The sequence below is a fragment of the Rhodoferax sp. AJA081-3 genome (genome assembly GCF_017798165.1).
GTDB lineage: Bacteria > Pseudomonadota > Gammaproteobacteria > Burkholderiales > Burkholderiaceae_C > Allorhodoferax.
This window is the reverse complement of record NZ_CP059068.1, coordinates 1,175,216-1,198,029: the sequence shown is the minus strand read 5'-3', so window position 1 is coordinate 1,198,029 and position 22,814 is coordinate 1,175,216. Positions and strand designations below refer to the sequence as shown.

Genomic DNA, 22,814 nt, shown 5'->3' with positions numbered 1-22,814 from the left:
TCCAACGGGATTGTCGAAACTATGGACTGGAGTGTAGAAAGCAATAAGTTGGCTGAATAGACCGTTGAATTGCATAATATTGTTGTCTATAGGGCAACAATATGGCAAAAACGGTGATGAATCCCCAGCGATTGGCCAACTTCTCGGCCATCGTGCAAGCCGGCAGCATCAGCAAGGCGGCCCTGGGGCTGGGCTGCGGCAAGTCGGTGTTATCGCGCCAGTTGGCCAAGCTGGAGGCCGAGCTGGGCGCACGCCTGATCCAGCGCTCCACCCGCCGCCTGACGCTGACCGAGATTGGGGAGCAGGTTTATGCCCAGGCCCAGCAGATTGACCGGGCGTTGTCCAACATCGAACAGCTGACCGGCCAGTACCAGAGCGAGGTCAAGGGCCGGCTGCGCGTGAGCTGCCCCATGCCGTTGGGCCAGCGCCACCTGGTGCCGCTGCTGGTGGAGTTCACGCAGCGCTACCCGCAGGTGGACATCGTGCTGTCGGTGGAAGACCGCATGGTGGACCTGATCGCTGAACACATCGACGTGGCCATCCGCGTGGCGCACTTGGAGGACTCCACGTTGGTGGCCCGTAAGTTGACGGACAGCTCACGTGTGCTGGTGGCTGCGCCCAGCTACCTGCAGCGCCGCGGCACCCCCACCACGCCGGCGGATCTGGCGCAGCACGATTGCCTGGTCTACACCAGCGGCGCGCGCACCTATGACGAGTGGGGCTTTATCCAGGATGGGCAGACCACGGTGGTCAAGGTACAGGGCAAGATCCAGATCAATGACGGCATGTCACTCGCCGCAGCCGCCTGTGCGGGTGGGGGGCTGTCGCTGATGGATCGGTTGATCGTTGCGCCGGAGTTGGCGCGCGGGGAGCTGGTGGAGTTGTTGACCGACTACAGCCTGCGGCCCGGGCTACCTGTGTATGTGGTGTACCCTGCGCGGCCGTGGCTGGCACTCAAAACGGCGACGTTTGTGGCCTTCCTGCAGGAGCGGCTGTTTGCGCAGTGACCAACAAAAAAAGGCTTCCGAAGAAGCCTTTTTGTCGAGAACCGTTGCGAGGTTTAGACGCGCTTGCGGTACTCGCCGGTACGGGTGTCGATTTCAACCTTGTCGCCCTGGGCCACAAAAATGGGCACGCCGATTTCGAAACCGGTGGCGATCTTGGCAGGTTTCAGCACCTTGCCCGATGTGTCGCCCTTGACGGCTGGCTCGGTCCAGGTGATTTCGCGGACAACGCCGGTGGGCAGTTCGACGGAGATGGCCTTGCCGTCATAGAACACGACTTCCAGCTCCATGCCGTCTTCCAGGTAGTTCAGTGCGTCGCCCATGTTTTCGGCTTCGACTTCGTACTGGTTGTAGTCCGCGTCCATGCACACATACATGGGATCAGCGAAGTAGGAGTAGGTGCAATCCTTCTTGTCCAGGATGACCTGGTCCATCTTGTCGTCGGCCTTGAACACGACTTCGGTGCCGAAGTTGGCGATCAGGCTCTTGAGCTTCATGCGCACGGTGGCGGAGTTGCGGCCGCCGCGGCTGTATTCGGTTTTCAGAACGACCATTGGGTCTTTGCCGTGCATGATGACGTTGCCGGCGCGGATTTCTTGTGCGATTTTCATGTGCTTTACGCGGTTGTCGCTGCCAGCCAGATTTGCTGTCAGCGTGATAGGCCGCTCACGGCGGCGAAGACGCCGTCCATATGTACCGGCGGCGGAGCATGGTTTGCCTTCCGATCTTTGGAGGCAAATTCAGCAAAGCCTCGGATTTTACCGTTTTTTCTGCGCGAATTGAAGCAGCTGGCTCGTCAGGTCGTCCATTTGCAGCAGGCGTTCACGGGTAGCCTGTACGGTTTGTGACCAGGACGGCAGGTCGATCGCGGGCAGGGTCGCGGTGCCGGGGTGCGACGGCCCGGCGTTCCACACCTGGTGGAACGCGCGGAGACCGGCCTCTGCCCCCAGCATGTCCAGAAAGGCATCCAACTTCGGGATGTGGGCGTCGTCGTCCTGCGGATAGATCTGCCAGACCAGCGGTTTGCCGGCCCATAGGGCACGCACAACAGAGTCCTCGCCCCGTACGAAGTTCAAATCGCTGGTCCACAACAAATGGTCGAAATCGACCTGGTTCAGCGGTGGCAGGTAGCTGATGCGCACTTGGCGCAGCGTGGGGCCGTTGTCCATAAACTTGCGCACGGCCGCACCAGCCCGCCCTGCGGTCACCAGCAGGTGGGTGGGCGTGGGCCGTGTGTCAAGTTGTGCCAACAGGGCCGGCAAGGCCGCAGGCTCATAACAAAACAGCGAGATCAGTGTTTCGCCTGTTTCTGCGTTGATCCCCATCTGCGCCAGCCAGGCTGCACGCTGCCCGCCGGTAGGGGCGTTGTCTAAGAAGTGCCGCTGGTGTTGTAACAAGTCTGGTTCACACAGCAGCCCGCCGGTGTGGGTGGTAAAGCCGGGGTAGAAGAAGTGTTTGGTCCATCCCTTGGCTGGGCCGCCCATGATGGGGGAGGGCAGGCCGTGGGAGCGTTCGACAAAGGGTTCGGCCGACAGGTACTCCAGGTTGATCCACACCGGGTTGTTTACAAGAAATTGGCCTGTAGCCCCCGTGGAATATGCATGATGCGCTATAAAGTCAGGAGCTATTTCACAACCGAACCCTTCAACCCACACATTGGCTGCAGGCAGGCTGGCTAGGAAGGCAGCGTCGTGCGAGAGGTTCCAGGGGAGCACCTGTACACCGGGCCAGCGTCCGTCCAGCGCACCCGGCGCCATCCATTGCAAGGCCGACGCATCATCCACCCACAGGCGCACACGGTGACCGCGCGACGCCAGGTCGGCGCTGAGGCGCCAACACACACCCAGGTCGCCAAAGTTGTCGATGACGCGGCAGAACACGTCCCACAGTAAGTTGGGCTGGGCGGTGGCGTGCGGGGTCTGTTGCAGGCTTGCGGTAGAGGGCATGCACCGATTGTCCACGCGGTCCATGGCACCCATGAAAAGAATGACAATAGCGGCCCATGACAGCCGATACCCCAGACATCCCCGCTACGCCGGTTCACTCGGAAGAGCTGCTGCGCGAAGTGGCCTCGCTGCCATCTCTGCCCGGCGTGTACCGCTACTTTGATGCGCAGGACCAGTTGTTGTATGTGGGCAAGGCCATCAGCCTGAAGAAGCGGGTGTCCAGTTATTTCCAGAAGAACCACGGCGGCACCCGCACCGGCCACATGGTCAGCAAAATCGTGCGCATGGAGACGACCGTGGTGCGCTCCGAGGCCGAAGCCCTGCTGCTGGAAAACAACCTCATCAAGACGCAGAATCCCAAGTACAACATCCTGTTCAGGGACGACAAGAGTTATCCCTATCTGAAGATGACCGGTGTGCCCGCCACACCGCAAGCCACCGCGTCGCCACTGGCTGCCAACTTTGCCCGCGTGTCGTATTACCGCGGCGGTGTGGAAAAAAAGCACCGCTACTTTGGACCCTACCCCAGTGCCTGGGCGGTGAAGGAAGCCATCCTGCTGATGCAAAAGGTATTCCGCCTGCGCACCTGCGAAGACCCGGTCTTCAGCAACCGCAGCCGACCCTGCTTGCTGTACCAGATCAAGCGTTGTTCGGCACCTTGCGTGGGCCATATTTCCGCCGCCGACTACGCCCAGGATGTGGCCAACGCCGAGAAATTCTTGCGCGGTGATGCCCAGGAGGTGATGCGCCATTTGGAGGCCCGCATGATGGCGCACTCCGATAAGCTGGAGTTTGAGCAGGCAGCCGAGCTGCGCAACCAGGTGGCTGCCTTGTCCAATGTGCTGCACCAGCAGGCCATGGACAACGTGGAAGACCGCGATGTGGACATCTTGGCGGTGAAGGTGCAGGGCGGGCGGGCCTGCGTCAACCTGGCCATGGTGCGCGGCGGCCGACACTTGGGCGACCGGCCCTACTTTCCGGTGCATGTGGAAGATGCCGTGGGTCTGTCAGACGAGGCGGCCATGGATGCAGATAACAACCCTGACGCGGAGGGGGGAACCCAAACCCCAACAAACACCAAGGCCCGCATTGACTCGGTCGAGGTGCAAGTTTTGCAAGCTTTTCTGGCGCAGCACTATATTGAAGTCCCTATGCCACCGACGCTGGTCGTCAGCGAACCGGTGAGCAAGAGCCTGCTCAAGGCGCTGTCCGAACAGGTTGGCTTCAAGGTCAGTGCCATCCACCAGCCGCGCGAACAGCGCCGGGCCTGGTTGGACATGGCACAAACCAATGCCGGATTGCAGCTGGCCCGTCTGCTGGCCGAAGAGGGCTCACAACAGGCCCGCACCCGCGCGTTGGCCGAGGCGTTGGATTTGACACTGGACAACCTGGACACGCTGCGGGTCGAGTGTTTTGATATTTCGCACACGGCGGGTGAATCCACGCAGGCCTCGTGTGTGGTCTTCCACCACCACAAGATGCAAAACGCCGAATACCGGCGTTTCAATATCGAAGGCATCACACCGGGAGACGATTACGCCGCGATGCGCCAGGTGCTGACCCGCCGTTACAGCAAGGTAGCGGAAGCCCTGCGGGAAGCCAAACACGCGGGCCAAGCGCCAGCCGGAACCGGCCGATTGCCGGACCTGGTGCTGGTAGACGGTGGCAAGGGCCAGGTGTCCATGGCGCGCGAAGTGTTTGAACAATTGGGGCTGGACCTGTCGTTGATCGTGGGTGTGGAAAAAGGCGAGGGACGCAAAGTGGGGCTGGAGGAATTGGTGTTTGCCGATGGGCGCGACAAGGTTTACCTGGGCTCCGACTCCGCGGCGCTGATGCTGGTGGCGCAGATACGCGATGAGGCCCACCGTTTTGCCATTACCGGCATGCGTGCCCAGCGTGCCAAGGTGCGGGTGGGTGGCGGCAAGCTGGAGGAAATCCCCGGCGTTGGCCCCAAGCGCAGGGCCAAGCTGTTGCAGCGATTTGGTGGTGTGCGCGGCGTGGCGTTGGCCAGTGTTGCTGACATTGCAACAGTCGATGGCATCTCCAAAGAATTAGCCGAGGAAATTTACCGAGCACTGCATTAAGCTACCCCCACGCTCCGCCGTTGCACGGGTCGCTGCCCACTTTTGGGGCCGTCGTGTCTTGGGGCGGCCCGGCGACACCTAAGCCGTGCCACAATCAAGCCATGTTTATGACCATACCAACCATCATGACGTGGACGCGTATCTTCGCGATACCGCTGATTGTGGGCGTCTTCTACCTGCCCGACTCCATGGCATCCGTGGCGGAGAAAAACCTGATTGCAACGGTCATGTTTGTTGTGTTTGCCGCCACCGACTGGCTGGATGGTTACTTGGCGCGCAAGCTGAACCAGACATCGTCGTTTGGTGCTTTCCTGGATCCGGTGGCAGACAAGTTTCTGGTCTGTGCCTGTGTGCTGGTGCTGGTGCATCTGCAGCGTGCCGATGTGTTTGTGGCGCTCATCATCATTGGCCGCGAAATCGCAATCTCCGCGCTGCGCGAATGGATGGCCCAGATCGGCGCATCCAAGAGTGTCGCAGTGCACATGATCGGCAAACTCAAGACTGTGGCACAAATGGTTGCAATTCCGTTTTTGTTGTTCGACGGCATGTTGTTTGGCCTGATCAACACCCATGTATGGGGTGTCTGGTTGATCTGGGCGGCCGCGGTCCTTACCATCTGGTCCATGGTGTATTACTTGCAAAAAGCCATACCCGAAATTCGCGCACGGGCCCGTTAAACCCCACAGCGGATCACACCGCACCCATACACCATCCGGGGTGCAAATGGGCTTACAGTGGCCACTTTTTTTCTTGATTTTCGGGTCAAATTATTGGAATAAATGCGACTAGAATCTGCCACCGCACCGTTGTAAAGCTGCATGGCGTATTGACATGGATTTGACCCGTGGCTTTAATGGGATGCAGCAGCCACGGTTGCTACAAATGTGATCCAGACCAGCCTCAGGCCCGCTTGCGCAATGTGCAGAGAACCCTTGAACTGCGTCCGGTGAAAATAATATTTGAAGAGACAATTCGATTAACTCTGCTTCCTACAAGGGGTCTTTGTGAATAAAACCGAACTGATTGAGCACATTGCAAAGCATGCTGATATTTCCAAGGCCGCAGCTACGCGTGCTCTGGAGTCCACTATTGGTGCGGTCAAAACCACCTTGAAAAAAGGCGGCACGGTATCACTGGTAGGTTTTGGTACATTTGCGGTTGGTAAACGTGCTGCGCGCACCGGTCGCAATCCCCGTACCGGCGCTGCGATTAAAATCAAGGCTGCCAAGGTTCCAAAGTTCCGTCCGGGCAAAGCATTGAAAGATGCCCTGAATTGATTTTTTAGTTGTTTATGTGGGGTGATTAGCTCAGTTGGTAGAGCGGCGCCTTTACACGGCGTAGGTCGGCGGTTCGAGCCCGTCATCACTCACCACCCCCACACAGCAAAGGCGAACACGATGTTCGCCTTTTTGTTTTTTTGATGGAGAGATCGCGCATGTTTGAATTTGTTCGCAGGCACACAAAAGTCATGATGATTCTCATGTTCTTGATGATCATTCCTGCATTTGTGCTGGTTGGTGTGGATGGCTTCCAGAACATCAATGCAGGTGGTGAAGCGGTGGCGACAGTCGGCAACCAAAGCATTAAGCAGGCCGAATGGGATGCTGCCCATAAGGTCGAGGTGGACCGCTTGCGTGCACAAATGCCCAATCTGGATGCCAAGCTGCTGGACTCTCCGGAAGCACGCTACGTTACGCTGGAGCGCCTGGTGCGCGAACGTGTGTTGGCCGAAGCGGTGCAAGACTCGGGTCTGGGTACCTCTGATGCGCGCTTGGCCCGTGAGCTGCAGCAAGACCCAACCATTGCCTCACTGCGCAAACCCGATGGCACGTTGGACATCGAGCGATACCGCCAACTGGCTGCCAACCAGGGCTTGACCACTGACGGTTTTGAAGCCAATGTACGCAGCCAGTTATCCCAGCGCCAAGTGGAAGCCGGCATGTTGGGCACAGCTTTTTCTCCCGCCGCGTTGTCAGAAGTTTCTTTGAACGCCTTTTACGAACAGCGGGAAGCGCAAGTGACCCGCTTCAGCCCCAAAGACTATGCGGGCAAGGTCAGCCCTACGGACGCAGAGATTGAAAGTTTCTACAAAGACAACCTGGCCCTGTTCCAGGCGCCCGAATCTGCCAGTATTGAATACGTGGTGCTGGACCTCACTACGGTGCGCAACGCCATCTCCCTCAACGAGGCCGATGTCAAGACCTATTACGAACAGAATGTTGGCCGCCTCAGCGGCAAGGAAGAGCGCCGCGCCAGCCACATTCTGATCACCGCGCCCAAGGACATGTCTGCAGACGAGCGCAAAAAAGCACGGGAACGTGCAGACGCTTTGTTGGCGCAAGTGCGCAAAGCCCCCGACAGCTTTGCTGAATTGGCCCGCAAGAATTCGCAGGATCCGGGCTCTGCACCCAACGGGGGCGATTTGGAGTTCTTCGCGCGCGGCGCCATGGTCAAGCCTTTCGAAGACGCTGCGTTTGCTTTGAACAAGGGTGATATCAGTGATGTGGTCGAGTCGGACTTCGGCTTCCACATCATCCGGCTCACCGATGTCAAGGCGCCCAAGCAACGCAGTTTTGAAGAACTGCGCCCCATGATCGAAATCGACCTGAAGACGCAGCAGGCGCAACGCAAGTTTGCCGAAGCCGCCGAAGCATTCACCAATGGTGTGTACGAAGAGTCTGACAGTCTGAAAGGTGTTGCAGAACGCCTGAAGCTGGAGGTCAAAACTGTTGAGAATCTGCAGCGCAAACCCAATGCGGGCGTGACCGGTGTATTGGCCAACGCCAAGTTTCTGGCAGCGGTGTTTAGTGCGGATTCTTTGGAAAAGAAACGCAACACAGAAGCCATTGAAGTGGGCGTCAACCAGTTGGCTGCTGCGCGTATCACCCAATACACAGCGGCCAGTACACGCCCTTTGGCTGATGTACAGGCCAATGTGAAAGAGCGTTTGATCGCCAAACAGGCTGCTGAAATGGCGGTCAAGGACGGCGTTGAGAAGCTTGCCGCCTGGAAAACCACCGCGCCAGACACTCTGCCAGCAGCCGTCATGGTGTCACGTGGCAGCGCAGCCACGGTTCCTGGCCCGGTACTGGAGGCTGTGTTGAAGGCCGACACCAGCACGCTGCCCGCATGGGTGGGTGTTGATCTGGGTGCCCAGGGTTACATGGTGGTGCGTGTCAACAAGGTGTTGCCGCGCACCCCAGCCGTGGCAGCTACCGCCGAGCAGGAGCGCAAGCAATATGCACAGTGGGTTGCCAGTGCCGAAAACAAGGCCTATTACAAGATGCTCAGCCAACGTTTCAAAGTGGCTATTAAAGTGCCGCGTCCTACACCCGGTGCAGTGGATCAGGCAATTGCCGCAGAATAGTCCAAAACAGAGGCTATAATCTTAGACTCGCGGTGGCTGTAGCTCAGTTGGTAGAGTCCAGGATTGTGATTCCTGTTGTCGTGGGTTCGAGCCCCATCAGCCACCCCAACTGATATAGATAAAGCCTGCTATTGATTCAATAGCAGGCTTTTTTCTTTGTGGATTTGCAACGGTCGCGTAAGGAAAACCCCCATGAGCGATGACACCAAGGCCTGCCCCGTCTGCGCAGAAACCATCAAGGCCGCTGCCATCAAATGCCGGTTCTGTAATACGGACCTGCTGGCATTTACGGCTGCACGCGAGGCTGATACCGAGAGGGTTCTGTTCGCCGGTCACCCCGCCGCCATTCATTCGGCATGGCAATGGCTTGTGGTTGTGTGTACGCTGGGTCTGGGCTATATCTATTACTGGGTACGTGGTTTGTCCACCCACTACGAGATCACCAGCCAGCGGGTCCGTGTCGAGCAGGGGATTTTGTCCAAATCCAAGGAAAGTGTGGAGCTTTTCCGCATCGACCATTTTGATGTACTCAAGCCACTGGGCATGCGCCTCGTGGGGCATTGCCTGCTGCAGTTGCGCTCTAGCGATACCAACTTTTCAACCGTGGTGATCTTTGGCGTGGCGGATCTGGAGGTGTTGGCCGACACGTTGCGCGAGTGCTCTCTGCGGGAACGCACCAGAAGGCGTGTGACCACCCTGGTACAGGCCTGACCACTCTTTGGCGGAAGCGTTAAGAGCGATTTGTGCCGCTAGCCCCCGTGAAATAAGCATTTGTCGCTATATAAAATATAGCAAGTTGTTGGGTTATCGGCCCTTCCCCCTGGGGCCACAACGCTGTGGCCTGTGCCGCATCAGTCCTTGGGGCGAAAGCCCAGGGTGAGAGAGGGGATGACCCGCCCATCGACGTCGGGTGGGAGTTTTTCCGTCTTGTCGATGGCGTTGATGACGGCATCGTCCCACGACTTCACGCCGCTGGATTTGATGAGTTTGCGGCTGATGATGGTCCCGTCGGGTGAGGTGCGCACCTCGACATCGGCCACCGGGTTGCCGCTCATGGACTCGGTATAGGTGATATTGGGCTTGATACGCGCGACGATGCGCCCCGCATAACTGGCCGATGGCCCCGAGGATTGTTTTGCGAGACCTTTGTCATTGGACTCACCGGAGCCTGTCGCTTGGTCGGCCATACGGTTCATGCGTTCGATTTGCAGTTTGCGCAATTCGGCGATCTTTTTGGCATCGGCGTCCGTCTTGGCGGACTGCAGTTTTTGCTGCTCCAGTTGCAGCTTCTTGTCGCGGGCCTCCTTTTCACGCAGGGCGGTCTCGCGTGCCTGTTTTTCGTCTTGGAGCTTTTTGGCCTTGAGGGCGTCTTTCTGGCGTTTCTCTAGTTCCAGACGGTCCTGCTCCATCTGCTTTTCTTTCAGCAGCCTGGCCTTTTCCTTGGCGATGGCAATGCTGGGGTCAGGCCCTTTGGGTGGTGCCACGGGTTCTGGGGGCGGTGCGACTTTTGCAATCGGCTTTACCTCGGGCTCTGGCTCGGGGGGCGGTGGCAGGGGATCGGGTGCCTTCGGTGCCGCTTGCACGGGTAGTGCCGACCACAGCTCTGCTTCTACGGTCACGGGTATGGCATCACGCTTCCATTGCACACCCACGGTCAACACGGCCAGTAGCAGGGCATGGGCCAGGATGGCCAGTCCCAGCGCACGCATCAGACCCGGTGTGGGCGGTGGTGCAAATTCCATGCGTGCGGAATGGGCGTTCATGGTGTGTGCAGCGTGGTGGAGGGGCGTATCCGCCTTTAGTTGGCCAACTGTACGGACAGGCCCACCCGCTGAATACCGGCGCGCTGGAGGGTGTCCATGACCTTGACCACACTCTCGTACTTCACATTCTTGTCGGCGCTGATGACCACCGCAGAATTGGCGGCGCTTGCAGCGTCACGCGGACCCTGCGCCACTTTGACTGCGCCGGCCAGTTCTTTCAGGCTCAGGGCGGTGGTTTTGTCCTTGACCTTCATTTCCAGGCTGTCGTTTTTGCCCAGCACAATCTGGATGATCTGGTCGGGTTGGCGAGAGGCTTTGCCTACGCTGGGCAGGTCAATCATGCTGGGCGTGATCAGCGGTGCAGTCACCATAAAGATGATCAGCAGCACCAGCATCACGTCGATGAAGGGCACCATGTTGATCTCGTTGATGGTGCGCCGGCCGCGGCCGCGGTGGGATACGGCTGGCATGGTCAGTGGGCGGCGCTGGGCTGTGCGCCCACGTTGCGCTGCAGGATGTTGGAGAACTCTTCGATGAAGGTCTCCTGGTGTGTCGCGATGCGGTCTATGTCCCGGGCGAAGCGGTTATAGGCCACCACGGCCGGGATGGCCGCAAACAGGCCGATGGCGGTCGCTACCAATGCCTCCGCAATACCAGGAGCTACGGTCGCCAACGTCACCTGAGTCAAGGCCGCCAGACCAACAAACGCATGCATGATGCCCCACACCGTGCCAAACAGGCCGACATAAGGTGATACAGAACCAACCGATGCAAGGAACGACAGGTTGGTTTCGATGACGTCCATTTCGCGCTGGAAACTGGCACGCATGGCGCGCCGGGCACCATCCATCAGGGTGCCGACGTCGGTGATGCGGCGTTCACGCAGCTTCTGAAACTCGCGCATGCCGCTGGCAAAATGCGTTCCATGGGGCCCACCCTTGCCGGCACTTTTGGACGCATCGGCAAACAGGTCATTCAGGCTGGAGCCTGACCAGAACTCGCGCTCGAACGCTTCGTTGAGTGATTTGACGCGGTTCAATGCAAAGTACTTGCGGAATATGGCGGCCCAGCTGGTGATGGATACCAGCATCAGCAGCAGCATGACGGCTTGCACCACGAGGCTGGCGTTGAGCACCAGGTGCAGTATGGATAAGTCTTGGTTCATTGCGCAATCGTGGGAGAGATGGAGCCGGTTAGAGCGGCGGTTATACCAAAAGGTTTCGCAGGCGCGCTACGGCCTGCTGCAAATGTTCCATGGAGCTTGCGGTGGAAAAACGGACGAAGTTTTGTGTTTGTGCCGAACCGAAATCACGCCCTGGTGTTATTGCAACATGGGCCTTGTTCATGACTTCGTAGGCAAATTCCCAGCTGTCTTTGACACCCAGCTTGGCACAGGCGGCCGTGCAATCGGCCCAGGCGTAGAAGGCGCCGTCGGGCATCACCGGAACGGTCAGTCCCATGGCGTTCAGTTGGGGTATGAAGTAATCGCGGCGGGCCTTGAACTCGCTGCGGCGCTGCTCAAACAAGGCCAGGCTTTCGGGCTCAAAACAGGCCATGGCGGCATGTTGTGCAATGGTGCTGGGGCAGATGAACAGGTTTTGTGCCAGACGTTCGATGACCGGTACCAGCTGTTCGGGTACCACCATCCAGCCCAGGCGCCAGCCGGTCATGTTGAAGTATTTGCTGAAACTGTTGATGCTGATGATGTCCGCATCCAAAGCCAACGCGGTGTGTCCGTACTGGTCATCAAATCCCAGCCCCAGGTAAATCTCGTCGACGATGGTGATGCCGCCATGCATCTGGACCACGCGGTGGATGTCGCGCAAGGTGTCGGGATGGATAGACGTGCCCGTAGGATTGGATGGCGAGGCCAGCAATACTCCGCGTGTGCGGGGGCCCCATGCGGAGCGCACGGCATCCGCACTGAGCTGGAAACGGTCTTCGGCGGTGGTGGGCACCAACACGGCACAGCCTTCCGCTGCACTGACAAAGTGCCGGTTGCAGGGGTAGCTGGGGTCCGGCATCAGGATTTGGTCACCTGGCTCTATCAGGGCCATGCAGGCAAGGTGCAACGCGGCCGATGCGCCCGCAGTGACTACGATGCGGCTGGCGGGCACATCCACACCAAAACGCTGGCCATACCAATGGCTGATGCGTTCACGCAGCGCAGGCAGGCCCGTGGCGGCGGTGTATTGGGTGCGACCACCCTGGATGGCCTGTTCAGCAGCGCGCTGCACCAACGGCGGCGCCGTGAAATCGGGTTCTCCAATGTTCAGAAAGATCATGGGCGCATCCGTGTGCGCGACCTTTTGGCCCAGGCTTGCGGCGGCCTTGGCCACCTCCATGACATAAAACGGTTCTATCTTTTGCGCGCGGGACGATATTTGCATGGGTATCGGTTGGCCTCGCTCAGGCGCGGGGTTTTTTGACCTGGCCGCGGTCGGATTCCACTTCGGCAGCACGTAACGTGGGCGCTATGCCGTTGAGCACAGCGTTCACATATTTGTGGCCATCGGTGCCACCAAATTCTTTGGCCAGCTCCACACATTCGTTGAGCACGACCCGCCATGGCACGTCCAGGCAGTGGCTCAGTTCATACACGCCAATCCACATAATGGCGTGTTCTATCGGCGAGATTTCCGCCATGGGGCGGTCCAGCAGGTGGGTGATCAGCGCGTCCAACTGGGCGGCCTCGGCCACACACCCTTGCAATAGTGAATCGAAGTGCACGGCATCGGCTTTGCTGAAGCCAGCCAGGTCGCGCGTAAAGCTGTCGATATCGTCGACCGGGTTGCCGCCGACCAGGTGTTGGTACAAGCCCTGCAAGGCAAATTCGCGTGCGCGGCTGCGGTCAGACTTGCTACCGGCTTTGCGGGCGCCGGTGCTGGTGAGCCCGGTACGGGGCTGGCGGGGAGGGCGGTTGGCCGAAGCGGGGGTATTCATGTCAGACATTACAGCGCCTCCATCAAGTTGGCCATTTCCACGGCTACGCGGGCGGCATCTCGCCCTTTTTCAACCTGGCGGACGATGGCCTGGGCCATGTCTTCGGTTGTCAAAATGGCGTTGGCAATCGGCAACTGGTAATCCAGAGAAACGCGGGTCACTCCGGCCCCAGATTCATTGGCAACCAGTTCAAAGTGGTAGGTTTCGCCCCGGATGATGCAGCCAATGGCGACCAGCGCGTCGTAGCTGGTTTTCTCGGCCATGGCCTGCAGGGCCACGGGTACTTCCAGTGCGCCCGGTACGGTCAAGTGTTCAATGTCTTTGTCTGCAACGCCCAGCGCCAGCAATTCGGCCTTGCAGGCGTGTGCCAGAGCGTCGGTCACACTGGCATTAAAACGTGCCTGAACAATACCCACCTTGAGTCCCTTGCCGTTCATACGGTCATCGGTGGAGGCAACGCTGCCCTTGTCTGCGCCAAACATATTTTTCCTTTCAATAGAGGACCGCGTCTTAGGCCTGCCCTCAAGTCATTTACTTCGTGATGTAGCCTGTGATTTCGAGGCCGTATCCGGTCATGCTGGGCATGCGGCGCGGGCTGCCCATTAGGCGCATTTTGTGCACACCACACTGGCGCAATATTTGCGCACCAATGCCATAGGTTCGCAAGTCCATGCGGCCGCGCTCGGGTGCATGGGCCGGACGTGCCGTGCCTTCAAACTGGGCTAGCAACTGCTCACCACTTTCGCCGCAATTGAGCAGCACAACAACGCCTTTGCCCTCGGTCGCAATGTGGGACAAGGTGGCATCCAGACTCCACGAGTGCATGGTGCGGCCGATTTGCAGTGCGTCCAGTATCGACAGCGGTTCGTGCACACGCACCGAAATGGCGTCAGATGCCGCCCACTCGCCCCGCACCAGCGCAAGGTGCACGCCTTTGCCTGTGGTGTCACGGAAAGCGTGGGCGGTGAATTCGCCAAACGCGGTATTGATGGTGTGTGTGCCCATGTTTTCGATGAGCGATTCCACTCGGCTGCGGTACGCGATCAGATCGGCAATGGTGCCGATCTTGAGGCCATGCTCGCCTGCAAACAATTGCAGGTCTGGCAGACGTGCCATCGTGCCGTCGTCTTTCATGATTTCGCAAATGACCGAGGCGGGTGAGCAACCCGCCATAACTGCCAGGTCACATCCGGCCTCGGTATGGCCCGCGCGCATCAGCACGCCGCCGTCTACCGCCTGCAAGGGAAAAATGTGTCCGGGTTGCACCAGGTCTTCGGGCACCGCACCCTTGGCTACTGCTGCCTGTACTGTACGGGCGCGGTCGGCCGCTGAAATGCCGGTTGTTACCCCTTCTGCTGCTTCAATGGAAACCGTAAAGGCGGTTCCTTTTTTGTCACCGTTGCGAACCGTCATAGGAGGTAACTGCAGTTTTTCGCAGCGTTCGCGGGACAGGGTCAGGCATATCAGTCCACGGCCAAAACGGGCCATGAAATTGATGGCGTCCGCCGTTACATGGTCTGCCGCCAATACCAAGTCGCCTTCGTTCTCTCGGTCTTCTTCATCTACCAAGATGACCATGCGCCCGGCACGCATGTCGGCAACAATGTCTTCAACAGGGGAAATGGGCACTGGAGTCTGGGGTTTCATGGTTTCTAGTGTGTGGCAACAGAGACCCGCTATTGTCCCAGAAGGGAGGCTGCCCCTAAAAGACAGCCGATTTTCAGAGCAAGCTTGGCGGTAGTGGCACCGGGTGTGTCAATCAGTCCGGCAGGGCGATTTGATTATCAACGCTGAACTGGTAGTCCTTGAATATGTGTTCGGCGCTCAGGGTCTGGTAACTGCCATCGGCCAGTTTTCGTGTGGTGTCCTTGAGGCGGTAGGTCGTGCTGCCGCAGGTCCAGCAGTTGAAGTTGCGCATGTGCGTGCACAAACAGGTCTTGTCCATCACGGAGATATTTTTGCCATCCGGATGGATCACGATTTGTTCGTTGTAGGCCGTGATATAGGCGCAGCTGCCGTTGCCATCCAGCAGGTAGCCATAGGCTTCGCAATTGGGTCGAATGCCGGCGCCAATGGCAGGAGTGCTGCGCAGCATGCGCATGGGGTAACCCGTGGGGGACACGGTGTTGACAATGATGTCTTCTTCACTGGCCTTGAAATACTCCTGCTTGATCTTGGCGGGCAAACCACATTCGTTGGCCACGGTGAAACGTGTGGCCACCTGCAGGCCAGCTGCTCCGTTCTCCAGAAATCCCACCGCATCGCTGCCGGTAAAGATGCCGCCCGCAGCAATGAGCGGTATGTCCAACTGCTCCGTCTTCATGAACTGTGCAATCTCGGCCACGATGGTGGCCAGGTCGTATTGGGCCCAGTCCATGCCAAAGCCCAAATGGCCACCTGCCAGGGGGCCTTCGATGATGATGTAGTCCGGCAACCGGCCCAAACGCGAGGTTTTGCGCAAAAACAGCTGCAAGGCGCGCACCGACGACACGATGATGCCCAGTTTGGCATCTCGGAAGCGCGGGTGGTCAGCCATCAGAGCAAACGAACCCAGGTGCAGGCCCGCGCTCAAAGTAATGCCGTCAATGCCAGCATCCAGAGCGGAGTTCAACCGCACCTGCAGGGTCTCGCGGGGCGCGTTCATGGTGAGTTTTTCCATGCAGTTGACGAAGATCATGCCTTCGCCCTGCTTGGCTTCCATGGTTTTGCCCACATGCAACCGGGTTGCCTCAGCCAGACGCCCAAGGTCAAACTTGATGTCGCTTTTGTCTGAGTTCGCAATGTTGTATTTGTAGAACTTGGTCTTTTCTTTCACAAACTCGGTGTCAAAGCGCCGATCAGAAACATCTGGCACCATTGCGTCGGAAATGTGGCCAATTCCACCTAAACGTACGGCTTCCAGTGCTAACTCCGCTGTGGAAATATCTACCCCCATACCGCCAATCATGAGGGGTACATATTCTTTCTTGCCAAACTTCAAACGGAAATCATCGACTCGTTTCATTGTCTTCCTTGTAGGATTTGTATGTCGGTATAGCGCACGAATGTGTCAGGCTGACGTAGGAGTGGCGCTGTTGAGCATGCGTTCTACGTAACGCGCAATCAAATCAATTTCCAGGTTTACCTGTGAACCTGATCGCAAACTACCCAGGGCGGTATTTTCCACCGTGTGGGGAATCAGGTTAATGCTGGCTTCGCAGCCGTCAGCCACGTCTGTTACACGATTGACCGTAAGGCTCACCCCATTTACGGTGATGGAGCCTTTGTAGGCCAGGTATTTGGCCAGTGCCTTGGGTGCCAGAATTCTCAGCTCCCAACTTTCGCCAAGCTGTGCAAAGTGGGTCACATTGCCAATGCCGTCCACATGGCCCGACACCAGGTGCCCGCCCAACCGGTCGTTCGCACGCAGGGCCTTTTCCAAGTTAATAGAGCCCGATTCGCCCAAGCCCGTCGTTTTTGCCAGGGATTCTGCGGAAATATCGATGGTGAACGTCGAATTTTTCGTGTCAAAGCTTGTGACTGTCATGCAGGCGCCGTTCAGCGCAATGCTGTCTCCCAAGCCCACATCGTCCAAATAGTGTGGTGGACACTGAACTATCAGCTGTTTGCCGTGGGTGGGCGAGTTGCCCAGTGCGTGCGCAGCCACGATGCGGCCTACGCCGGTAATGATTCCTGTAAACATCGCTGGATTTTCGCAGGGATTGGACCTGCGTCAGGAAAAGGGTCTAAAAAACGTCACGCCCGCGCACGCGTGCCAGTAAACGCAGGTCTGGCCCGACCATTTGAGTGGACAGAAAGTCCAACTGCAGGGCCTCGCCCAAGTCGTCCAAGGGGCCAAAACCGGCCATGTCGCGACCTTGGCCCAAGAGCTTAGGCGCGAGGTACAGCAAAAGCTCGTCCACCAGGCCTTCGCGGATAAGTGCACCATTCAGACGTTGGCCTGCCTCTACATGCAACTCGTTGACTTCACGTCGCCCCAAATCATGCAGCATGGCCGTTAAGTCTACCTTGCCAGTATTGGATCCGTCGGGTAGGGCGCCCGGCAAATGGATAACGGTGGCGCCGCGCGCCTCCAGCGCTTTCTGCCGCGCCTCATTTTTCTGGGCGCAATAGATATAAAGGGGGCGCCCGTCCACGAAGATGGCAGCGTCTACCGGCGTCTGAAGGCTGCTGTCTACGATGACAAGGGGCGGCTGGCGGCGCACATCCTCCAGGCGCACGTCCAGGCGCGGGTTGTCTTGCAAGACTGTGCCAATACCCGTCAGAATGGCTCCGGATCGGGCTCGCCAAGTATGCCCGTCGGCACGTGCTTCACTGGAGGTTATCCACTGGCTGGTGCCGTTTTCCAGCGCCGTTTTACCGTCCAGCGAGGCGGCAATTTTCATGCGCACCCAAGGCGTTTTGCGAACCATGCGGCTGAAGAAGCCGATATTGAGTTCTCGGGATTGTTGGGCCAAGGGGTCAGAGGGTGCTAGAACTTCCACTTCAACACCGGCAGCCCGAAGCCTGGCAAAACCTTGTCCTGCCACCAAGGGATTGGGGTCGGCGATGGTTGCCACGACCTTTTTGATGCCTGCCGCTATCAGCGCGTCACAACAGGGTCCGGTGCGGCCGTGGTGGGAGCAGGGTTCCAATGTTACGTAGGCGGTGGCGTCGACAACTGAATGGCCTTTCGCTTGCGCATCACGCAGAGCCATGACTTCTGCGTGTGGGCCGCCGGATAGCTGGGTCATACCCCTTCCGACAATGGAGCAGTCTTTCGCTATCAAGATACAGCCCACACTAGGGTTTGGTGGAGTATTTTGGATTACCTGTGCCGCCAATATTAGTGCGGCTCTCAACTCCTCCATTCAAATTATCTCAGATGTCGAAGCTGTATTTCATGTTACTTTAAGCACGCACGGCCCTCATCAACACTGGATTCAGTTCCGGAGACAGTCTTTTTACCTGTTTCGACAATTGTCAGTGTTGCACATTTTGTATCGGCAGTCTGAGCGCCTGTCGGTGTAGCGTTTACCGTATAAGCCGTCGCCGTAGGATCAGCGGCAAAAGCAAAGGTATAGAAACTAGTCAGATCGCTTGTACATGTTGTTGAAGGAAGCGTGGTTCCAGCATAAGACATATTGGTTGCGTACCTCTTTTCCATCAATTGGGCAAATTCAGTCAAACACCCCGATGCTGCACCCCTGCGCGTTCGCAAAACGTGTTCTTGGTAACTGGGTAATGCCACCGCAGCGATGATTCCAATGATTGCAACCGTGATCATTAACTCAATCAAAGTAAAACCTTTGTTGGTGTGTATTGAACGCATCATCAATCCTTAATAATTTCGCGCCAGGAAATGCGGCCCTTACGCTTGTTCCCAGCGTTCACCTTCAAGCATGCGACCGGGTTCGTCTCACTTGTTCCACCGACACACAACTGGTCACCAACAATAATCGGCTCACTAGGTAAACCCACGTCTAAATCAACGGATCCTACAGGATCTGAGCCTCCGGGCGAACCCGAAGGGAGTTTGTCGTCGACAAAATTCCCATTCTTATTGACATCCATTATTCCAGCCGTCGTCGATCCACCAGAAAACGGATTCATCGCATTGACATAGCCTTTTCCGCCAGCCACACAGGGGTCTGTGGCATCGGGAATGATGGAACTCGCGAATAGTACGGGTTCCACAAGTACCGCCAACAACGACTTGGTCACCATGCGTTCACCTGCGGTACTCGTCAAATCGATATACCAGCCTTTCTTTCCAACCATGTCTCCAGCAACAGCTGCTGAGAAAGTTCGCACAGGGTTGCCTCCTAGCGTACCGGTAGCAGAGAAAGTACGTTCCTTGAGGGATGTACGACTCGAAATAACACTGCCTTCATCGATCAAGCCATACCATGTTTGTGCGGAAACATCGGCCGGATCACCGGTTTTGAAATAACTGCCAGTGCCAAAGAAGACATAACGCTTGCCCGCATGGGTACTACCAGAGATGGTGTTGATTCCAATTGACATCGGCGCCGTAATGGGTTGTGGTGTGCCTAACGCGTCTTTTGCTACAAACATCGGAGTTGCAGTGTTTGCAATAGACCACGAACTGTCGGAACCTGCGCTAACGTCGAACTTCCAGACGTTACCTTTCAGGTCACCGGCATAAATGTAGTCAATGGTTCCGTTATTGTCCGCGTCGAATCCCGTGGGGGCAGAGAGACCGTTGTCACCCGCAACATTGGTATCCAGCTTTTTGATACTGGCAATTGATCCATTGGTATTGAGCAAGAAGATATACAAAACAGCTTTGCTGCTCGTACTATTTACGCCATTGCCAATGATTACGGCACCTCTCTTGCAACTTGTGGCGGGACTAACAATCGGGCAATTCACGGTTACATAAGTTGGACGCCCCACCATTAAACCGAGGTCGTCATCCAACGCCGCAGCAGCACTGCCTTTGGGTGTGTATTCCCACAAGAAATTAGTCGGACCAAATGTTGTTGGTGATGTGACATCTAGCGCAAATAAACCTTTGCCTCCTCGCCCAAGTGCAGCGACTAAATAGCTTTTGTTGTTGGTCTCATCGGTCTGGGGGGAAACAACGACATCACCATCAACATAGTAGGTGTGAGTGTAGGATGCCTCCGTCAGCTTCTTAAGGCGGAAAACGCTTTGAGCTGGAGCGAAAGCAAATAGTTCGGTTCCGGCACTACCAGCAACGCTTCCATTGCTAGCCTTGAACGCGTGCAGCATGCCATCGTTGGCACCAACAAAAACGGTGTCGCTAGCCTTATCGTAGAACGGCGAAGAATGGACGATATCCCCCAAAACAGTGGTCGAACGGTTGCGAAACGTACCGCTGTTTTGTAGTTCTTTGGTGCGTACGCCACGTAAATAACTCATCACGTCTTGGCGCTCTGCTGTCGTAGCACCCATATCCGTCAGATCAGTTCCAGTCAAGTTGGCGTACAGAAACTCTTTAGTCTGCGCATCACTGGAACGGTAGTACAACTTTCGCCCCGTATCGTTTGGCAGCTTATCTTTTGCAGCCCAATCAACACTGATGGAAACACCCGATGAAGTAAGCGGATAGGCTACCAAATCACCTGACCAATAGCTAGAGTCAAAGCGTGCCTGGAACACCCGAGTGTTGTTGGAGACACTTGAACTGTTGGCAATTACATTGCTAGCGCTGGAATTCTTCTTTGCAATGCTATCAAAAGCCTTCTTGAGTTGATCGGGCAGTTTGGAAGGGTTTTGAACCAAGAAGTAATTGTCTGGTACACCATTGGCGTCCGCATCCCACTCCGGTATCAAATCCGGCTTGGAGTTTGCGGGATTCACTGGTGATTCGGGGTTCAGGTCATTGAAGCTGCCCCATTTTGCCGCGTACCAAAGAGGGCCGTCCAAGAGCGTTGCACCAGTACCATTCGGCGTAAAGGTAAAAGTGGACGCCACACCTCCAATAGTTGGCAGGGTTCCGCAGCTAGCATGTGGTGTCACCACATCGCAATATCCGGGCGCTCTTCCTGCTGGGACATTCAAGAAATAATTTTGGGCACCGGCTTCATCCTGACCCACCAAATAGACACCACTAGCGGTGCCGACACCGGATATCACGTATCCCATGTTTTGCTTCATACCGCCGGCTTGGTATGTAGGCGTCACAGTAACAGTAACAGTGCCACCAGCATTTGCAACAACGTCATAAACGGCGATGGCATCCATATCGTGGTCGCCACCTTGCTCAACGTCTTCATAGTTAATAATGAAGCGCGCCTGGTAACGGCCGCCATTAACAGTCATATCGGTATTGGGTATTGTGTTGGCGAGCTGCTCAACGTAAAAGTCCACAATTTGGTTGGTTGGCTGGTAGTTGCCTTTGGTGGCACTAACGCCCGAACCGGCTACAGTTCTGGAAAACGGCACCAGTGTGACGGTCCCACCTGCCAAAGGCACCGATATTTTGGGCAATGGTGACGCCAGCGCGACTACAAAGGTATCAATGGACTGTTGTTTTGCAAGTGTGGAGCGTAGATCCGAACGTTTCGCAAAATATGCCACACCCGCAGCGTTGTAGCTGCCTTGTTTGGCAGGTTCGCCAGGTGCGAGACCACGAATCGTTCCGAGGGATGTCACGTTTTTTACAGTAGGCGCTTTATCCGTAAGTGAATCTGATTCCCCAATGAAGTGGTTACCTTTGACAGATGTCTCGATTGCAGTAATTACATCAAGTTCATTCTTGACATTGAGTGCGGCCAAATCTCCCGTAAAGCTTCCAATGTAATTGCTTCCGGGTACCTGGTTGGAGTCGAACGATGGGTCAATGTCCGAAATAGTCAAGAAACTCGAGCGCGCACAGTAGGGGGCCTTGGCGGCGCTGGTGCTTTCGAATGGGTCATCCCACGTCACCGAAGACAAACCTACAGCCGTATCGTGTGTTGTAGCGGTGTTGAAGTAGGAGGTCGGAGATTTTTTGCCAGAAAAATAGCGCACGCCCTCATACAGCATTTCGCCAATGGGGTTGCCCCAATCCACTAACTCCCCCTCTGTCGGCGCTTTGGCGGAATCTGTGTAGGGACCACTCTTCCAGTATTCACTGGTAGTGCTGGCTTGGTTGTAGCCGCGGATACGAATCGAATTGAAGGCATTTACGATCTTGGCTCCCGCAGTAAACTGCCCGTTGGAGGCTGTTACTTCGTCCTTGAATGATGACACCACCTTGCGAAGCCTGCCGCCCGACATGTGGTTGTCGTAGCTGCCAGTCAAGAGACCGAATAACATGGCATCATTTTCACCATAGTTGTGCAAAAGGCCTACAGGCTTGTAAGACCCGTTGGGATACAACTTGCACTCACTATTAAACGTAGAGGTGCATACTTCCACCCGCACCGTGTAATTCTTTTCTGCACCGGTACCCGCTGGAAATCCACCGCTGGCAAGTGTGGTGGATAAAACTGGTCGTTCCTTAGACGCCCATTCCCAAATGCGCTTGTTACTCCCCACGTTTTCACGTACACGCAACAGGGGCGGCAAGTTGCTGCAATTATTGAGTGTGGCGCAATTGGTGCTGTAGTTGGCAGTCAGGCTACCAAAAAAATGTCGTTTATCGGCCGCCGTAGGAAGAGCAAACGGTGTGTAGTCCCGAATGTCGTAACCATTGACGGCAATGCTCGTATATTCCTTACCCCAACTGTGGGCATCTGCCGGAATATAGGCGCGGCGCAATATGGTCTGCGACGCAGTGTCCACTTCACGGTGGCCACCGTAGAGCACTTTGCGTAACGAATCCATTCGGCTGGTCGTCACGTAATTCAGCCAAAGGCCTGACCATTTACCCACACACTTTCCGTCGCTGGTGGCGGAGCTAGGTGTGAAAAGCCCGGTGTTGTCACTAGCGTTGTTGTGGACGTAGCAAATTTTGGGATCAAACAAGCCGTAGTAAACAATATTCGGATTGTTGGGTATAAAGCCAATATCCAATACGCCATCGCCATCAATGTCGCTGGTATCGTTGTAGGACTCGTAAAACAATTTGTGGTCTTTGCCAGCGACCAGCATCACCATGGGCGTGGCGGATACTTGCGCCACCAAAGGCGTGTTTGGAATCGTGACAGCGCTAGTCCCTACTGCCGCGAACGCAGTGACTGCCAACGCAACAAATTTGAAACTGAAGTTCAAATCTTTATGGGTTTTCATGGTGACTCCTGGAAGAAAATACG

Annotated in this window: 20 protein-coding genes and 2 tRNA genes; 8 read left to right on the top strand and 14 right to left on the bottom strand. The window is 56.6% G+C overall.

What is annotated here, in order from left to right; genetic code table 11:
* Positions 1-101: 101 nt before the first annotated feature.
* A complete protein-coding gene (locus HZ993_RS05590; RefSeq protein ID WP_245213830.1) occupies positions 102-1,007 on the top strand; it encodes a LysR family transcriptional regulator in 906 nt (301 codons plus the stop codon).
* Between the two features lie 53 nt (positions 1,008-1,060).
* On the opposite strand, the gene efp is transcribed toward HZ993_RS05590, so the two are convergent.
* A complete protein-coding gene (efp, locus tag HZ993_RS05585) occupies positions 1,061-1,615 on the bottom strand; it encodes an elongation factor P (protein WP_209396268.1) in 555 nt (184 codons plus the stop codon).
* 147 nt (positions 1,616-1,762) lie between these two features.
* Positions 1,763-2,950, bottom strand: a complete 1,188-nt coding sequence (earP, locus tag HZ993_RS05580; protein ID WP_245213829.1) for an elongation factor P maturation arginine rhamnosyltransferase EarP — start codon at positions 2,948-2,950, stop codon at positions 1,763-1,765.
* A gap of 56 nt (positions 2,951-3,006) precedes the next feature.
* Here earP and uvrC point away from each other — a divergent pair, with 56 nt between their 5' ends.
* From uvrC to HZ993_RS05545, 7 genes are all read left to right on the top strand, one after another.
* A complete protein-coding gene (uvrC, locus tag HZ993_RS05575) occupies positions 3,007-5,034 on the top strand; it encodes an excinuclease ABC subunit UvrC (protein ID WP_209396266.1) in 2,028 nt (675 codons plus the stop codon).
* Between the two features lie 101 nt (positions 5,035-5,135).
* A complete protein-coding gene (gene pgsA / locus HZ993_RS05570; protein ID WP_209396265.1) occupies positions 5,136-5,711 on the top strand; it encodes a CDP-diacylglycerol--glycerol-3-phosphate 3-phosphatidyltransferase in 576 nt (191 codons plus the stop codon).
* A gap of 327 nt (positions 5,712-6,038) precedes the next feature.
* Positions 6,039-6,311 carry an HU family DNA-binding protein gene (locus HZ993_RS05565; protein WP_066709320.1) on the top strand — a complete coding sequence of 91 codons (273 nt, stop codon included), beginning with the start codon at positions 6,039-6,041 and terminating at the stop codon, positions 6,309-6,311.
* 19 nt (positions 6,312-6,330) lie between these two features.
* Positions 6,331-6,406: transfer RNA gene (locus HZ993_RS05560), tRNA-Val, on the top strand.
* 48 nt (positions 6,407-6,454) lie between these two features.
* A complete protein-coding gene (locus HZ993_RS05555; protein WP_371816966.1) occupies positions 6,455-8,401 on the top strand; it encodes a SurA N-terminal domain-containing protein in 1,947 nt (648 codons plus the stop codon).
* A gap of 32 nt (positions 8,402-8,433) precedes the next feature.
* Positions 8,434-8,509: transfer RNA gene (locus tag HZ993_RS05550), tRNA-His, on the top strand.
* Between the two features lie 84 nt (positions 8,510-8,593).
* Positions 8,594-9,112, top strand: a complete 519-nt coding sequence (locus tag HZ993_RS05545) for a PH domain-containing protein (RefSeq protein WP_209396263.1) — start codon at positions 8,594-8,596, stop codon at positions 9,110-9,112.
* 140 nt (positions 9,113-9,252) lie between these two features.
* Here the strand turns inward: HZ993_RS05545 and HZ993_RS05540 are convergent, their stop codons facing one another.
* The 12 genes from HZ993_RS05540 to HZ993_RS05485 all read right to left on the bottom strand — a co-directional run bounded on the left by HZ993_RS05540 (position 9,253) and on the right by HZ993_RS05485 (position 22,791).
* Positions 9,253-10,164 (bottom strand): cell envelope integrity protein TolA, encoded by a 912-nt coding sequence (locus tag HZ993_RS05540; protein ID WP_209396262.1) that lies wholly within the window; start codon positions 10,162-10,164, stop codon positions 9,253-9,255.
* A 35-nt stretch (positions 10,165-10,199) separates the two neighbouring features.
* Positions 10,200-10,634, bottom strand: a complete 435-nt coding sequence (locus tag HZ993_RS05535; protein ID WP_209396261.1) for a biopolymer transporter ExbD — start codon at positions 10,632-10,634, stop codon at positions 10,200-10,202.
* Positions 10,635-10,636: 2 nt separating this feature from the next.
* Positions 10,637-11,329 carry a protein TolQ gene (tolQ, locus tag HZ993_RS05530; RefSeq protein ID WP_209396260.1) on the bottom strand — a complete coding sequence of 231 codons (693 nt, stop codon included), beginning with the start codon at positions 11,327-11,329 and terminating at the stop codon, positions 10,637-10,639.
* A gap of 40 nt (positions 11,330-11,369) precedes the next feature.
* The gene (locus tag HZ993_RS05525; protein ID WP_209396259.1) at positions 11,370-12,554 is read right to left on the bottom strand and encodes a pyridoxal phosphate-dependent aminotransferase; all 1,185 of its coding nucleotides are present in this window, start codon (positions 12,552-12,554) and stop codon (positions 11,370-11,372) included.
* Between the two features lie 19 nt (positions 12,555-12,573).
* Positions 12,574-13,116 (bottom strand): transcription antitermination factor NusB, encoded by a 543-nt coding sequence (nusB, locus tag HZ993_RS05520; RefSeq protein ID WP_209396258.1) that lies wholly within the window; start codon positions 13,114-13,116, stop codon positions 12,574-12,576.
* Complete coding sequence (ribH, locus tag HZ993_RS05515; RefSeq protein WP_209396257.1) at positions 13,116-13,589, bottom strand: 6,7-dimethyl-8-ribityllumazine synthase; 474 nt, start codon at positions 13,587-13,589, stop codon at positions 13,116-13,118. Before ribH ends, nusB begins: the two co-directional genes overlap by 1 nt.
* 49 nt (positions 13,590-13,638) lie before the next feature.
* On the bottom strand, positions 13,639-14,754 hold the full coding sequence (gene ribBA, locus HZ993_RS05510; RefSeq protein ID WP_209396256.1) for a bifunctional 3,4-dihydroxy-2-butanone-4-phosphate synthase/GTP cyclohydrolase II: 1,116 nt from the start codon (positions 14,752-14,754) through the stop codon (positions 13,639-13,641).
* A 112-nt stretch (positions 14,755-14,866) separates the two neighbouring features.
* Positions 14,867-16,111 (bottom strand): nitronate monooxygenase, encoded by a 1,245-nt coding sequence (locus HZ993_RS05505; RefSeq protein WP_209396255.1) that lies wholly within the window; start codon positions 16,109-16,111, stop codon positions 14,867-14,869.
* A gap of 45 nt (positions 16,112-16,156) precedes the next feature.
* Complete coding sequence (locus HZ993_RS05500; RefSeq protein ID WP_209396254.1) at positions 16,157-16,789, bottom strand: riboflavin synthase; 633 nt, start codon at positions 16,787-16,789, stop codon at positions 16,157-16,159.
* Between the two features lie 43 nt (positions 16,790-16,832).
* Positions 16,833-17,957, bottom strand: a complete 1,125-nt coding sequence (ribD, locus tag HZ993_RS05495) for a bifunctional diaminohydroxyphosphoribosylaminopyrimidine deaminase/5-amino-6-(5-phosphoribosylamino)uracil reductase RibD (protein ID WP_209396253.1) — start codon at positions 17,955-17,957, stop codon at positions 16,833-16,835.
* Positions 17,958-17,992: 35 nt separating this feature from the next.
* Entirely contained in the window at positions 17,993-18,418 is a 426-nt protein-coding gene (locus HZ993_RS05490; protein WP_305847094.1) for a type IV pilin protein, read from the bottom strand.
* 2 nt (positions 18,419-18,420) lie between these two features.
* Positions 18,421-22,791: a pilus assembly protein gene (locus HZ993_RS05485; protein ID WP_209396252.1), complete on the bottom strand. Its 4,371-nt coding sequence runs from the start codon at positions 22,789-22,791 to the stop codon at positions 18,421-18,423.
* Positions 22,792-22,814 lie beyond the last annotated feature (23 nt).

What these genes read in the sequence shown, in the direction of transcription:
- HZ993_RS05590 (WP_245213830.1), top strand. Translation starts at nt 102, where the DNA reads ATGGCAAAAACGGTGATGAATCCCCAGCGATTGGCCAACTTCTCGGCC.
- efp (WP_209396268.1), bottom strand. Translation starts at nt 1,615, where the DNA reads ATGAAAATCGCACAAGAAATCCGCGCCGGCAACGTCATCATGCACGGC.
- earP (WP_245213829.1), bottom strand. Translation starts at nt 2,950, where the DNA reads ATGCCCTCTACCGCAAGCCTGCAACAGACCCCGCACGCCACCGCCCAG.
- uvrC (WP_209396266.1), top strand. Translation starts at nt 3,007, where the DNA reads ATGACAGCCGATACCCCAGACATCCCCGCTACGCCGGTTCACTCGGAA.
- pgsA (WP_209396265.1), top strand. Translation starts at nt 5,136, where the DNA reads ATGTTTATGACCATACCAACCATCATGACGTGGACGCGTATCTTCGCG.
- HZ993_RS05555 (WP_371816966.1), top strand. Translation starts at nt 6,455, where the DNA reads ATGGAGAGATCGCGCATGTTTGAATTTGTTCGCAGGCACACAAAAGTC.
- HZ993_RS05545 (WP_209396263.1), top strand. Translation starts at nt 8,594, where the DNA reads ATGAGCGATGACACCAAGGCCTGCCCCGTCTGCGCAGAAACCATCAAG.
- HZ993_RS05540 (WP_209396262.1), bottom strand. Translation starts at nt 10,164, where the DNA reads ATGAACGCCCATTCCGCACGCATGGAATTTGCACCACCGCCCACACCG.
- HZ993_RS05535 (WP_209396261.1), bottom strand. Translation starts at nt 10,634, where the DNA reads ATGCCAGCCGTATCCCACCGCGGCCGCGGCCGGCGCACCATCAACGAG.
- tolQ (WP_209396260.1), bottom strand. Translation starts at nt 11,329, where the DNA reads ATGAACCAAGACTTATCCATACTGCACCTGGTGCTCAACGCCAGCCTC.
- HZ993_RS05525 (WP_209396259.1), bottom strand. Translation starts at nt 12,554, where the DNA reads ATGCAAATATCGTCCCGCGCGCAAAAGATAGAACCGTTTTATGTCATG.
- nusB (WP_209396258.1), bottom strand. Translation starts at nt 13,116, where the DNA reads ATGTCTGACATGAATACCCCCGCTTCGGCCAACCGCCCTCCCCGCCAG.
- ribH (WP_209396257.1), bottom strand. Translation starts at nt 13,589, where the DNA reads ATGTTTGGCGCAGACAAGGGCAGCGTTGCCTCCACCGATGACCGTATG.
- ribBA (WP_209396256.1), bottom strand. Translation starts at nt 14,754, where the DNA reads ATGAAACCCCAGACTCCAGTGCCCATTTCCCCTGTTGAAGACATTGTT.
- HZ993_RS05505 (WP_209396255.1), bottom strand. Translation starts at nt 16,111, where the DNA reads ATGAAACGAGTCGATGATTTCCGTTTGAAGTTTGGCAAGAAAGAATAT.
- HZ993_RS05500 (WP_209396254.1), bottom strand. Translation starts at nt 16,789, where the DNA reads ATGTTTACAGGAATCATTACCGGCGTAGGCCGCATCGTGGCTGCGCAC.
- ribD (WP_209396253.1), bottom strand. Translation starts at nt 17,957, where the DNA reads ATGGAGGAGTTGAGAGCCGCACTAATATTGGCGGCACAGGTAATCCAA.
- HZ993_RS05490 (WP_305847094.1), bottom strand. Translation starts at nt 18,418, where the DNA reads ATGCGTTCAATACACACCAACAAAGGTTTTACTTTGATTGAGTTAATG.
- HZ993_RS05485 (WP_209396252.1), bottom strand. Translation starts at nt 22,791, where the DNA reads ATGAAAACCCATAAAGATTTGAACTTCAGTTTCAAATTTGTTGCGTTG.